We start from the raw sequence: 12,542 nt of genomic DNA on the forward strand, positions 1-12,542 counted from the left end.
GCGGCTTATGCCGCCTTGGCGAAGGGCGTGCGGATGTCCGAGAGGAACTGCTGCGCGCGCGGGTGCTGCGGGCGGTTGAAGAACTCGCCGGGCGTGGCGCGTTCCAGCACGCGGCCCTCGTCCATGAAGAGCACGCGGTCGGCCACCTCGCGGGCGAAGCCCATCTCGTGCGTCACGCAGACCATGGTCATGCCGTCGCGGGCCAGGTCGCGCATGACCACCAGCACCTCCCCCACCATCTCGGGGTCCAGGGCGCTCGTGGGCTCGTCGAACAGCATCAGCGGCGGCTCCATGGCCAGGGCGCGGGCAATCGCCACGCGCTGCTGCTGCCCGCCCGAGAGCTCGCTGGGCCAGGCATGGGCCTTGTGCGCCAGGCCTACGCGCTCGAGCAGGGCCAGGGCGCGCTGCTCGGCCTGCGGGCGCGACAGGCTGCGCAGCTGGATCGGGGCCAGCGTGCAGTTGTCCAGCACCGACAGGTGCGGGAACAGGTTGAACTGCTGGAACACGAAGCCGATGCGCGAGCGCAGCGTGTTCACGTTCACGCCCGGCCCGTAGATGTGGTGCCCGTCGATCAGGATGCGCCCGCCCTGGATGGGTTCGAGCCGGTTGAGCGTGCGGATCAGCGTGGACTTGCCCGAGCCCGAGGGCCCGCAGACCACCACCACCTCGCCTTGCTCGATGGTTTCGGTCACGTCCACCAGGGCGTGGTAGCTGCCATACCACTTGTTGACGTCGTGCAGTTCGATCATGTTGCGAGGGGCCGGGTGGGGGTGGTGGAGGAAGAGGCGGAGGAGGCCGATGGCGCTGCGCCGCGCCGCGCCAGCCGACGCTCGAGCGCGTAGGCCAGGCGCGACAGGCCGAAGCACAGCACAAAATAGGTGAAGCCCAGGATGCCGAAGACCTCGGCGGGCCGGATGAAGACCTGGCTGTTGATCTGGGTGGCGATGAAGGACACCTCGGTCAGGCCGATGATGTAGCCCAGCGAGGTCTCCTTGATGGTCGAGACGAACTGGTTGACCAGCGAAGGCAGCATGCTGCGCAGCGCCTGCGGCAGCACCACCAGGCGCATGGCGCGCGGGTAGGACAGGCCCAGGGCGCGCGCGCACTCCATTTGCCCGCGCGGCACGCCGAGGATGCCGGCGCGCACGATCTCGGCCAGGTAGGCCGCGTTGAAGATGACCAGGGCCAGCAGCATGGTGGTGAACTGGCCGGTCTTCACCCCCGTCACGCTGGGCAGGAAGAAATAAGCCCAGAAGATCACCATCAGCAGCGGCGTGCCGCGCACCACGAAGACGATGCCCGTGACGGGCCAGCGGATCCAGCGCCAGGGGCTCACGCGCGCCAGGCCGAAGAGCACGCCCAGCGGCAGCGCCAGCAGCAGGGCACCGGCCGCCAGCAGCAGCGTGAGCGCCAGCCCGCCGAGGGGACCATTGGGGTATTGGCCAACCAGGAAGTACAGCCAGTAGGTGTCGATGAGTTCCAGCATGCTTGGGAGTCAGATGGTGCGTACTGGGTAGCGGTGGTGGTACCAGCTGGCCAGCCCCGTGATGAGCAGCGACACCGTGAGGTAGGCCGCGCTCGCGAAGGCAAAGGCCTCGATGCTGCGGAAGGTGGCACTCTCCACCTTGGCGGCCTGGTACATCAGCTCGGCCACGCCGATCACGGTGGCGATCGAGGTGTTCTTCCAGAGGTTCAGTGCCTGCGAGATCAGCGGCGGCACGGTCACGCGCAGCGCCTGCGGCAGCACCACGCGGCGCATGGTGGCCAGGAAGCCAAAGCCCAGGGCGCGGCCCGCCTCCATCTGCACCGTGGGAATCGAGCGGATGCCGCTGCGGATGTCCTCGGCCATGAAGGCCGCGGTGTAGAGCGCCAGCGCCACGATGGCGGCCGCGGCCTCGGCATGGCCGCTGTCGTAGAGCCACTGCTTGGCCGCCTCGGGCAGCAGCTCGGGCGCGCCGAAGTACCAGAACAGCATGTGCGCCAGCAGCGGTACGTTGCGGATGCCTTCGACGAAGGCGAAACCGGCCCAGCGCAAAGGGGCCGCCGGCGCCAGGCGCAGCAGCGCCACCACCAGCGCGATGGGCAGGGCCGCGAGCAGCGCGGCGGCCAGCAACTGCAGCGACAGCAGCAGGCCCCCCACCATCATCAGGTGGTACTTGCCGCTCAGCAGCAGGGAATAGTCAAACAGGGGCATGCATGCCAGTCGTTCAGAAAAGCGGCACGCGCCAGGCGTGCGCGGCGGCATGCCAGCCGGGAGGCACGGGGAAGCGGCGTAGCGCGTGCACCAATGGCCCGCGCGCCATCCCCGTCCCAGCCCCGGCGATCACGCCGCCGTGGGTTCTCCATCCATCAACCGTCGATCTTGTCCGACTCGAACTTGAAGGGGCGGGTGGTGAACTTGATCTTGGTTTGGGGGCCGTACCACTTGAAGAAGATCTTCTCGGCATCGCCCGACTTCTCGAGTTCGCGCAGCGTGTCGTCCACAATGGATTTCACGGCGGTCTCGCCCTTCTTGATGCCCAGGGCCAGCGGCTCCACGCTCAGGTTGGTGGGCAGGATGGCGTAGTCCTTGTTGCGCTCGCCGAGCTTGCCGAAGTCGTCGATCAGCGAGGACTCGTCGTTCACGTAGCCCACGCCCTTGCCCTGCTGCAGCGCCAGGAAGGCCTGCTGCGTGGTCTCGAAGGTCACGACCTCCACGGTGGGCACGGCCTTGCGCACATTGGGTTCCTGCGTGCCACCCTTGACGGTGACCACGCGCTTGCCGGCCAGGTCGGCCACGTCCTTGATGCCGCTGGCCTTCTTGACCAGCACCTTCTGGCCCGTGACGAAGGTGGTCAGCGAGAAGTCGATCTGCGCCTCGCGCTCCTTGTTGTGGGTGAGCGAAGCGGCCAGGATGTCCACATGGCCCTGCTGCAGCTCGGGGATGCGCGCGGCCACGGCCAGTTGCTTGAACACGGGCTTGACGCCGATCTTTTTGGCGATGGCCTTGCCCAGGTCCACGTCGTAGCCGATCAGCTCGCGCGTCTTGGGGTCGATGAAGCTGTTGGGCTCGTCGGTGCCCAGCACGCCGACGACCAGCTCGCCCTTCTTCTTGATGTCGGCCAGCTGGTCGGCGTGGGCGATGCCCGACACGGCGAACGCGGCGGCGACCAGGGATGCAATGAAACGGATGCGCATGATTTCTCTCTCTCCAGACTTGTTGAAGCCCAAAGGCTACGCTTCCAACCGAGAGATATGAACATCGCATTTCTTATAATCAAACTCGCCAAACGTGCTTGGCGCAGACTGTGACCCCATGGACGACGACACCCCCGAAAACACCACGCCCTTCGAATGGATCGGCGGCGAAGAGCGCGTGCGCGCCCTGGTCGAGCGCTTCTACGACCTGATGGACCTGGAGCCGGGTTACGCCGCGCTGCGTGCTGCCCATGGCAGCGACCTCGCCAGCGCGCGGCAGAAGCTGTTCTGGTTCCTGTGCGGCTGGCTCGGCGGGCCGTCCTACTACACCGACCAGTTCGGCCACCCGCGCCTGCGGGCGCGCCACATGCCGTTTGCCATTGGCGCGGAGGAGAGCCGCCAGTGGGTGGCCTGCATGGACCAGGCCATGGGCGAGACGGGCGTGCCCGAGGCGCTGCGCACGCGCCTGCGCGAAAGCTTCACGGGCACGGCGGACTGGATGGTCAACCAGCCCCTGGTGACCAAGAAGCTGATGTGAGCGGCCGCGGGGGCGCACGGGCCTGAACCCCCGGGCTGCGGCCGCAGGCATACTGCGGCTGTCCATTCCACCCGAGGAACCCGCGCCATGAAGCCTTCCCTTGTGCTTGCCGCCAGCCTGCTGGCCTGTGCCCTGTCGCATGCCCAGCCGGCCCCCGCCGCTGGCGACACCTGGAGCAATGTGCCGCCCGCATCGGACGACCGCTTCACCAACCCCAAGAGCAAGCTCTACGCCGGGCCCAACGGCTGGCACAACTTCGGCGAGGTGCGGGCCGAGGTGGCCAATGCGGCCAAGAGCCGCTATGCCTTCAAGACCGGTCTCAATTACCTCTCGACCCCCAAGGCCTTCGTGTTTGCCACGAACTCCCAGACGCAACTGGTCGAGGTGGACTTTGGCACCGACCGCCCCGCACCTGGGGCCTACGAGGTGGCGGCCAAGCCGGACCCGGCCCAGAAGAAGGTGCGGGTCTCGCTGGTCGACGCCTCGGGCGGCAAGCTGCTGGGCTGGCAGAGCGGCGACAAGGCTGGCACCGTGGCGGTGTCCAAGGTGAATGGCTACCTGTACTTCACCGCGCGCAACCTGCGCCTGGCGCCCGTGGGAATGAGCAACACGGGTGATCTCAAGCAGCCCATGTCGCTGGGCTTCGAGGGCGCCGTGGCGCCCGAATGAATCTTTTGACGGGAGAACGGCTGTCCATGTCCTGCGATGAACGTTTTGCACAGGAGGCCCAGGCACTGGGCTACTCCTTCGACGGCGAGATCAAGATCGGCGGCAACTACGTGCCGCTGGTGCGCGATGGCCGCCACCTTTACCTGAGCGGCCAGATCCCGCGCGTGGGCGATACCGTGGTGGTCACCGGCGCGGCCGGCGCCGATGCCTCGCTGCAGGACGCGCAGCGTGCCGCCAAGGTCTGCGCCATGCGCGCCCTGGCGCTGCTGCAGCGCGCGCTGGGCACGCTCGACGCCGTCAGCGCCGTGCTGCGCATCACCGTCTACGTGCAGTCGGCCCCGGGTTTCACGCAGCAGAGCGAGGTCGCCGATGGCGCCTCGGAAGTGCTCTACCGCGTGCTCGGCCCGGTGGGCGCGCACACCCGCACCTCGGTGGGGGTGCTGCAGTTGCCCAAGAACGCGACCGTCGAGGTGGACCTCATCGCGACCACCGGCTGACGCAGCGGTGCTTCACTCCGCCTTGATGCCTGCGGTCTTCACGATCTGGGCATAGCGCCCGTATTCGGCCGCCACCTGGCGCTGGAACTGCTGCTGCGGCGTGCCCGTGGCGTCGATGCCCTGTGCCGCCAGCTCGGCCCGCGCGGCCGGCGTCTGCACGATGCGAGCGGCATCGGCGGCGATGGTGTCGAGCACGGCCTGGGGCGTGTTTGCCGGCGCGAACAGGCCGAACCAGGTGCCTGAGCGGTAGCCGGCGTAGGTCTCGCCGACCGTGGGCACCTCGGGCAGCAGCGTGTTGCGCTTCTCGCCCGTGGTGGCCAGCGCCACCACGCGGCCGCTGCGGATGTGCGGCAGGGCAGGGCCCAGGGCCACGAACATCACTTCCACCTGGCCGGCCACCACGTCCTGCAGGCCCAGGGGACCGCCGCGGTAGGGGATGTGGGTGGCGAAGAAGCCGGCCTGCTGCTTGAGCAGCTCCATGCTGAACTGCAGTGCGCTGCCGTTGCCGGCCGAGGCGTAGCTGTAGCGGCCCGGCTCGGCCTTGGCGGCCCGCACGAAATCGCCCAGGGCGCGGAACCCGGTCTTGGCGTTGGCCACGAGCACGAAGTCCACATGCCCGAGCGAGACCACGGGCACCAGGTCGCGCTGGGCGTTGTAGGGCAGGTTGTGCTGCAGGTTGGGCAGGATGGTGATGGGGCCGTCACCGCCCACGAGCAGGCTGTAGCCATCGGCGGGCGACTTGGCCAGCGCATCGGCGGCGACGATGCCGCCGGCCGCGCCACGGTTGTCCACCACCACGGGCTGCTTCCACTGCTCGGCCAGGCGCTGCGACAGGTAGCGTGCCAGCACGTCGGGTGCGCTGCCGGGCGAGTTGTGCACGGTCAGGCGAACGGTCTTGGCGGGAAACGCATTGGCGGCCGGTGGCTGCTGCGCCGCGGCCGTGAGGGCCACGCATGCGGTGGCCCAGGCCACGGCGATGGATTTGAGAGGGGCAGCAGCGTGCATGGCCGGTTCGCAAGGGAGTCGAGGAAGGCCGCGATTCTGGATCGGCCCCTTGCAAACAGGAACGATCCTTTTGTCACTTGCATAGCTGCAAATGATCTAAGCCGTCGCCCGCGGCTAAGCGTTCCGCGGTCCTGCAGGCTGCAACAGTACCAAAAGCGCGCCTGCACCCCCATCGACGGGCCGGGCCTGCACGAAGGCCAGCACCTCGTTCTTCTGCACCAGCCAGCGCTGCACCCGGCCCTTGAGCACGGGGCTCCTGCCGGGCGATCCCAAGCCCTTGCCGTGCACCACGCGCACGCAGCGCAGCCCGTTGCGGTGGGACTGGCGGATGAACTGGCCCAAGGCCTCGCGCGCCTCGTCCACGCGCAGCCCGTGCAGGTCGAGCTGGCCCTGGATGCTCCAGTAACCCGAGCGCAGCCGCTGCGTGACCTGCACGCCGATGCCGGGGCGCCGGTAGCTCAGCGCGTCGTCGGTGTCCAGCAGGGTGCTCACGTCGAAGTCGTCGCTGATGGATTCGAGCAGCACGCGCTCCTCGTCCAGCCAGTGCTGCAGCGGCAGCGGCTGGGGCAGGCGGCGCTGCAGGCGCGCCAGGTTGCGCACGCGCAGGGGCGTGATGGGCCCCACGCTGCGGCTGAACAGCTGGCGCTCTGAGTCCGCCCGGGCGGCCGCTTCGCGTTGGGCTTTTTCTTCGGCCTGCTCACGCTCGTGCTGCTCGCGCAACTGGCGCGCCACCGTGGCCAGCTCCTGCAGGTCGGTGATGCGCTGGCCGGCGCGCCGGGGCGCGGGTGCGGTCCGCCGCGGGAGCTTTGCCGCAGGGGCCGGGGCGGTGGCGGGGGGCCGGGGCACGCGCGCAGGCCGGGCAGCGGCCAGGCGGGCCGCCGCCGATGCACGCCGGGCGGCGCGCGTGGGTTCGGGCACCGGTGGCAGCGGGGCGGGCAGGGCGGCTGCCAGGGCGGGGGGCAGGGCCTCCTTGCCGGCGCTGTCGGCGGCGCGGGCCAGTGCCGTCTGCAGCGCGGTGGGCGCTGCGGGTGGCAAGGGGTGCGAGGGCGGGCGCGCCGGCGGTGCAGGGCTCACAACAGCCCCTTCTCGGCCATCGACAGGGCCTGCCCCGGGGCCACGATGACATGGTCGAGCACGCGCACGTCGATCAACGCCAGCGTGGTCTTCAAGGTCTGGGTCAGGGCCTCGTCGGCGCGGCTCGGCTGCACGCTGCCGCTGGGGTGGTTGTGGGCCAGCACCACGGCCGCGGCCTGGTGGTGCAGGGCGCGCAGCACCACCTCGCGCGGGTAGACGCTGGCCTGGGTCAGCGTGCCGCGGAACAGTTCTTCGAGCGCCAACAGGCGGTTCTGGTTGTCCAGGAACAGCACGGCGAACACCTCGTGCCCCTTGGCCGCCAGGTGCAGTTGCAGGTAGTGCTTGACGGTGTCGGGCGAGTCGAACACCTCGCGCTCGCGCAATTGCTGGGCCAGGGCGCGGCGCGCCAGCTCCAGCACGGCCACCAGCTCGGCGCGCTTGGCCGGGCCCAGGCCCTTGATGCGCGAAAGATCGTCCGCGCTGGCGTGGAGCAGGCCGGCGATGCCGCCAAAACCGCCCGTGACCTTGCCGCTGGCGGCGTCCAGCACCGGTGGGTCGAGCAGTTCCTGCGCCATCTGCAGCACGCCCTTGCCCACGATGCCGGTGCGCAGCAGGATGGCCAGCAGCTCCGCGTCGGCCAGCGCAGCAGGGCCACGCGCGAGCAGTTTTTCGCGCGGCTGGGCGTCGGGTGGGAGGTCTTTGATGGCCATGGCGTGCAGGAAATAAGGGGTCTCGGACACCCAGCCATGGGGGATTGCCCGTTTTTCTACAATAGAGGCCAGTTTATCGGGACTTTCATGACCTCTACCGCCACCGCCCTTCCCACCGTACAGCCGGGCTCCTTTCTCACGCTGCACTATCGCCTGGCAGGTCCGGCGGGGGATGTGATCAACACCTTTGCCGACAAACCGGCCACGCTGTCGCTGGGCACGGGCGAGCTGTCGCCCGCCATGGAGCAGCATTTGCTGGGCCTGGTGGAGGGTACGCGCGCCACCTTCGAGCTGGCCGTGGGCGAGGCCTTCGGCGAGCGCAACCCCGACATGCAGCAGTGGGTGGCGAAAAAGCTGCTCAGCGACCTGGGCAGTGCCGACGAAAAATACAGCCCCGGCGACGTGGTGCAGTTCCCCACCCCCGACGGCATGGGCAGCTATGCCGGTGCGGTGATGCAGGTGCGCGAGGATGGCGCCGTGCGCTTCGACTTCAACCACCCGCTGGCCGGTCAGCCCGTGACCTTCGAAGTGCATGTGATCGGAATCCTCTGATGCAGACCCCCCAGGAAATCCTGCTGGCCGAGCCACGCGGCTTCTGCGCTGGCGTGGACCGCGCCATCGAGATCGTCGAGCGCGCGCTGCAGAAGTTCGGCCGCCCGATCTATGTGCGCCATGAGATCGTGCACAACACCTACGTGGTCAACGACCTCAAGGACAAGGGCGCGATCTTCATCGAAGACCTGGCCGACGTGCCCCCGGGCGCCACCCTGGTCTTCAGCGCCCATGGCGTGAGCAAGGCCGTGCAGGAAGAGGCGGTGGCGCGCGGCTTTTCCATCTTCGACGCCACCTGCCCGCTGGTGAGCAAGGTGCACGTCGAGGTGGCCAAGCTGGCCAAGGAAGGCTACGAGTTCATCATGATCGGCCACAAGGGCCATCCCGAGGTGGAAGGAACCATGGGCCAGCTCGACCACGGCATCCACCTGGTGGAGGACGTGGCGGACGTGGCCCATGTGCAACCCGGGCAGACCGCCAAGCTCGCCGTGGTCACCCAGACCACGCTGAGCGTGGACGATGCGGCCGAGATCTCGGCCGCCGTGCGTGCGCGCTTTCCCCAGGTGCGCGAGCCCAAGCACCAGGACATCTGCTACGCCACGCAGAACCGGCAGGACGCCGTCAAGGTGCTGAGCCCCCAGGTGGACCTGGTGATCGTGGTCGGCAGCCCCACCAGCTCCAACAGCAACCGCCTGCGCGAGCTGGCGGCCAAGCTCGGCACCACGGCCTACATGGTCGACAGCGCGGAGGAGTTGAAGGCCGAGTGGTTCACCGGCGTGGCGCGCGTGGGCCTCACGGCGGGGGCCTCGGCGCCCGAGATCCTGGTCCGGCAGGTCATCGACCGCATCAAGGCGCTGGGCGCGGTGTCGGTGCGCAGCATGAACGGCATCGAGGAAACCATCAAGTTCCCGCTGCCCAAGGGCCTCAAGATCGATGCCGCCACCGGCTTCGAGATCAAGGAGCGCCAGCCCGAGACCGGGCCGGCCGCTCATTGAAGCCGGGTAAGTAGGCGCTCACAACGCCTACAGTGCCACGGCCGGGCCGCTCCACAGGTCCAGCGGCGGGTCGGCCGCCACCGCGCGCAGGATGTCGGTGCGCGAGATGAAGCCGGTGAGCCTGCCCGTGTCGTCCGTCACCGGCAGGCCGGGCAGGCCGGTGTCCAGCAGCACGGCGGCCACGCGGCGCAGTTCCGTATCGGCCGCCACGGCGGGCACGGGGCTCACCATCACCTCGGCCACGGGCCGGCGCGCCAGGTCGATGGCCTGCTTTACCGCACCGGGTTCGGGCAGCAGGTCCAGCGGCGCCATGTCGGCGCGCAGCAGCAGGCCCACCACGCGGCCCTGGGCGTCCACCACCGGGGCTTGGGCGACATGGTGCTCGGCCAGCGTCTGCCAGGCATCGTTGACCATGGCCTCGGGTGGCACGGTCAGGGCCTCCTGGGTCATCACGTCGCTCACCAGCGTCAGGGGCTTGCGCGCCTGCTGGGGGCCTTGTTCCGTCTGGGCATAGGCGCTCACGGCGTCTTGCAGGCGCAGGTTCACGGGTGGCGCCACGGGGTGGGCTGCCGGCTGAACGGGCAGCTCGGGCAGGGCCTGCTCGTCCAGCGAGCGGGTGCGCAGGGCCTGGGGGCGCTGCACGCGCCGCACCGGTGCCACGCTGGAGAGGTTTTCTGCCCCGCCACGGTACATCTGCCCCGAAGGGCCGAACACAAAGAACATGCCGCCAACCTCCTCAGGGGCAGGCCTGCAAAAATAATGGCTGCCCCCTGCCCATGTTATCGGCAGCAAAAAGGGCGGGGCACAGGCCAGGGTGTATCCGTGTGTGCCAAATGTGCGCGGCCGCGGGCATCTACACTCACCGGTTGTCCTGAACCGGGCCTTTGGGGCCCCCCATTTCCATGATCGACCGCGCTGCCATCTCCGCCGCCCGCACCCAGCTGGCGTCCCGCCCCGACTTCCTGCGCACCACGCCGCTGCTGCGCCTGAGCGGCCGGTCCCTGGGCGTGGACTGCGCCGAGGTCTGGCTCAAGCTCGAGCACCTGCAGGTGGGCGGCAGCTTCAAGGCGCGCGGCATGCTGTACCGCCTGCTGGCCAACCCCGTGCCCGAGAGCGGCGTCATCATCGCGTCGGGCGGCAATGCCGGCATCGCCGTGGCGGCCGCGGCCCGCGCCCTGGGTGTGCGCTGCGAGGTCTTTGTGCCCGAGGTCTCGCCCGAGGCCAAGCGCGCGCGGCTGCGCGCCCTGGGGGCCGACGTGGTCGTCACTGGCGCGGCGTATTCCGAGGCCTTCGAGGCCTGCGTGGCGCGCCAGAAGACCTCCGGCGCCCTGCAGGCCCATGCCTATGACCAGCCCGAGGTGGTGGCTGGCGCCGGCACCCTGGCGGCCGAGATCGAGGAGCAGGGCGGCCGCCTGCCCGACACCGTGCTCGTCAGCGTGGGCGGAGGCGGCCTGATCGGCGGCGTGGCCGCCTGGGTGGAAAGCCGCGCCCATGTGGTGGCGCTGGAGCCCGAGCGGGCGCCCACCCTGCACGCCGCCCGTGCCGCCGGCGCACCGGTGGACGTGGAGGTCGGCGGCATCGCCGCCGATTCGCTGGGCGCGCGCCGCATCGGCGCCATCGGCTGGGAGGTGAGCCAGCGCCATGTGCACGCATCGCTGCTCTTGCCCGACGAGGCCATCCGCTCGGCCCAGCAGTGGCTGTGGAAGGAGTTCAAGCTGGCCGTCGAGCCGGCCGCTGCGCTGGGCCTGGCGGCCCTGCAGACCGGCGCCTACAAGCCCCAGCCGCAGGAGACCGTGGCCATGATCCTTTGCGGCGCCAATTTCGATCCGGCAAGCCTTGCCTGAAGCGGCTTTGCGCCGCCCCTCTAAAATCCCCCCATGCTAGACATTCTTCTTCTCCGCAAAGACCTCGACACCGCCATCGCGCGCCTGGAAACCCGCAAGAAACCCCAGGCCTTCCTGGACGTGGCTGCCTTCCAGGGCCTGGAAGCCGAGCGCAAGACCCTGCAATCGCGCACCGAAGAGCTGCAATCGCAGCGCAACCAGCTGTCCAAGCAGGTCGGCATGCTGATCAGCCGCGGCGACAAGGACGCGGCCGAGGCCGCCAAGGCCCAGGTCACCGCCATGAAGGCGGAGCTGGAGCAATCGGCCGCCCGCCTGGAGCAGATCCAGGCCGAGCTGCAGGCCATCCTCGTGGCCGTGCCCAACCTGCCGCACGAGAGCGTGCCCGTGGGCTCGGACGAGTCGGGCAACGTCGAGGTGCACCGCTGGGGCACGCCCGGCACCTATGCCTTCGAGGTCAAGGACCATGTGGATGTGGGCACGCCCCTGGGCCTGGATTTCGACATGGGCGTCAAGCTCTCGGGCTCGCGCTTCACGGTGATGAAGGGCCAGATCGCCCGCCTGCACCGCGCGCTGTCGCAGTTCATGCTGGATGTGCAGACGCAGGAGCATGGCTACACCGAGTGCTACGTGCCCTATGCCGTCAACGCCGACTCGCTCAAGGGCACGGGCCAGTTGCCCAAGTTCGAGGGCGACCTGTTCGCCGCCAAGAAGGGCGGCCAGGACGGCGAGCCCGTGCCCGACAACGCGGCGCTCTACCTCATCCCCACCAGCGAGGTGCCGCTGACCAACTTCGTGCGCGACGTGATCGTGGCCGAGGCCGAGCTGCCGATCAAGCTCACGGCGCACACGCCGTGCTTTCGCTCCGAGGCCGGCAGCTACGGCCGCGATACGCGCGGCATGATCCGCCAGCACCAGTTCGACAAGGTCGAGATGGTGCAGATCGTACACCCCGAGAAGAGCTACGAGGCGCTCGAGGAAATGACCGGCCACGCCGAAGCCGTGCTGCAAAAGCTCGGCCTGCCCTACCGCGTGATGAGCCTGTGCACCGGTGACATGGGTTTCGGCGCCGCCAAGACCTACGACCTCGAAGTCTGGCTGCCCGCGCAGAACACCTACCGCGAGATCAGCTCGGTGAGCAATTGCGAGGCCTTCCAGTCGCGCCGCCTGCAGGCCCGCTTCAAGAACGCCCAGGGCAAGAACGAGCTGCTGCACACCCTCAACGGCTCGGGCCTGGCCGTGGGCCGCACGCTCGTCGCCGTGCTCGAGAACTACCAGCAGGCCGACGGCAGCGTGACCGTGCCCGAGGTGCTGCGCCCCTACCTGGGCGGCCTGGCCGTGCTGGCGCCGAAAGCCTGAGTTCACCTGCGGATCCAGCGCACCACGGGCCTTCGGGCCCGTTTTTCATGCCCGCAAGGGACTGCGGCGGCGCCGCAAGCAGCTTCTGGCGCGTTGTGGTGCAATCCGCTTCCGATGCGGGCGGC

General features: G+C 69.2%; 15 protein-coding genes. 7 read left to right on the top strand and 8 right to left on the bottom strand.

Annotated features, from left to right (window positions below):
- Positions 1 to 5: 5 nt before the first annotated feature.
- The 4 genes from AC07PA_RS03940 to AC07PA_RS03955 form a co-directional block, all read right to left on the bottom strand.
- Positions 6 to 749: an amino acid ABC transporter ATP-binding protein gene (locus AC07PA_RS03940; protein WP_494604302.1), complete on the bottom strand. Its 744-nt coding sequence runs from the start codon at positions 747 to 749 to the stop codon at positions 6 to 8.
- Complete coding sequence (locus tag AC07PA_RS03945) at positions 746 to 1,486, bottom strand: amino acid ABC transporter permease (RefSeq protein ID WP_494604304.1); 741 nt, start codon at positions 1,484 to 1,486, stop codon at positions 746 to 748. The genes AC07PA_RS03940 and AC07PA_RS03945 overlap by 4 nt, the downstream gene beginning before the upstream one ends.
- 9 nt (positions 1,487 to 1,495) lie before the next feature.
- A complete protein-coding gene (locus AC07PA_RS03950) occupies positions 1,496 to 2,194 on the bottom strand; it encodes an amino acid ABC transporter permease (RefSeq protein ID WP_494604306.1) in 699 nt (232 codons plus the stop codon).
- 155 nt (positions 2,195 to 2,349) lie between these two features.
- Positions 2,350 to 3,177, bottom strand: a complete 828-nt coding sequence (locus tag AC07PA_RS03955; RefSeq protein WP_494604308.1) for an ABC transporter substrate-binding protein — start codon at positions 3,175 to 3,177, stop codon at positions 2,350 to 2,352.
- A 118-nt stretch (positions 3,178 to 3,295) separates the two neighbouring features.
- Here AC07PA_RS03955 and AC07PA_RS03960 point away from each other — a divergent pair, with 118 nt between their 5' ends.
- The 3 genes from AC07PA_RS03960 to AC07PA_RS03970 all read left to right on the top strand — a co-directional run bounded on the left by AC07PA_RS03960 (position 3,296) and on the right by AC07PA_RS03970 (position 4,881).
- Positions 3,296 to 3,715 (top strand): group II truncated hemoglobin, encoded by a 420-nt coding sequence (locus AC07PA_RS03960; protein WP_494604310.1) that lies wholly within the window; start codon positions 3,296 to 3,298, stop codon positions 3,713 to 3,715.
- An 87-nt stretch (positions 3,716 to 3,802) separates the two neighbouring features.
- Complete coding sequence (locus tag AC07PA_RS03965; protein WP_145695579.1) at positions 3,803 to 4,384, top strand: hypothetical protein; 582 nt, start codon at positions 3,803 to 3,805, stop codon at positions 4,382 to 4,384.
- 26 nt (positions 4,385 to 4,410) lie between these two features.
- Positions 4,411 to 4,881, top strand: coding sequence for a RidA family protein (locus AC07PA_RS03970; protein ID WP_035206374.1), 471 nt, complete (start codon positions 4,411 to 4,413; stop codon positions 4,879 to 4,881).
- A gap of 12 nt (positions 4,882 to 4,893) precedes the next feature.
- Here the strand turns inward: AC07PA_RS03970 and AC07PA_RS03975 are convergent, their stop codons facing one another.
- From AC07PA_RS03975 to radC, 3 genes are all read right to left on the bottom strand, one after another.
- Positions 4,894 to 5,886 (bottom strand): Bug family tripartite tricarboxylate transporter substrate binding protein, encoded by a 993-nt coding sequence (locus tag AC07PA_RS03975; protein WP_494604312.1) that lies wholly within the window; start codon positions 5,884 to 5,886, stop codon positions 4,894 to 4,896.
- 114 nt (positions 5,887 to 6,000) lie between these two features.
- Entirely contained in the window at positions 6,001 to 6,645 is a 645-nt protein-coding gene (locus tag AC07PA_RS03980) for a Smr/MutS family protein (RefSeq protein WP_494604727.1), read from the bottom strand.
- Between the two features lie 311 nt (positions 6,646 to 6,956).
- Positions 6,957 to 7,670, bottom strand: coding sequence for a RadC family protein (gene radC, locus AC07PA_RS03985; protein ID WP_007861327.1), 714 nt, complete (start codon positions 7,668 to 7,670; stop codon positions 6,957 to 6,959).
- A gap of 87 nt (positions 7,671 to 7,757) precedes the next feature.
- Between radC and AC07PA_RS03990 the strand changes: the two genes are divergently transcribed.
- Both AC07PA_RS03990 and ispH read left to right on the top strand, forming a co-directional pair.
- Positions 7,758 to 8,222 carry an FKBP-type peptidyl-prolyl cis-trans isomerase gene (locus tag AC07PA_RS03990; RefSeq protein WP_494604314.1) on the top strand — a complete coding sequence of 155 codons (465 nt, stop codon included), beginning with the start codon at positions 7,758 to 7,760 and terminating at the stop codon, positions 8,220 to 8,222.
- Complete coding sequence (gene ispH, locus AC07PA_RS03995) at positions 8,222 to 9,217, top strand: 4-hydroxy-3-methylbut-2-enyl diphosphate reductase (protein ID WP_494604316.1); 996 nt, start codon at positions 8,222 to 8,224, stop codon at positions 9,215 to 9,217. Before AC07PA_RS03990 ends, ispH begins: the two co-directional genes overlap by 1 nt.
- Before the next feature lie 27 nt (positions 9,218 to 9,244).
- On the opposite strand, the gene AC07PA_RS04000 is transcribed toward ispH, so the two are convergent.
- Complete coding sequence (locus AC07PA_RS04000; RefSeq protein WP_108016318.1) at positions 9,245 to 9,940, bottom strand: CBS domain-containing protein; 696 nt, start codon at positions 9,938 to 9,940, stop codon at positions 9,245 to 9,247.
- A gap of 179 nt (positions 9,941 to 10,119) precedes the next feature.
- Between AC07PA_RS04000 and AC07PA_RS04005 the strand changes: the two genes are divergently transcribed.
- On the top strand, positions 10,120 to 11,061 hold the full coding sequence (locus AC07PA_RS04005) for a threonine/serine dehydratase (RefSeq protein WP_494604318.1): 942 nt from the start codon (positions 10,120 to 10,122) through the stop codon (positions 11,059 to 11,061).
- Between the two features lie 33 nt (positions 11,062 to 11,094).
- Entirely contained in the window at positions 11,095 to 12,417 is a 1,323-nt protein-coding gene (serS, locus tag AC07PA_RS04010) for a serine--tRNA ligase (protein WP_494604320.1), read from the top strand.
- Positions 12,418 to 12,542: the final 125 nt, after the last annotated feature.

The organism is Acidovorax sp. GW821-FHT09B03 (assembly GCF_059418305.1).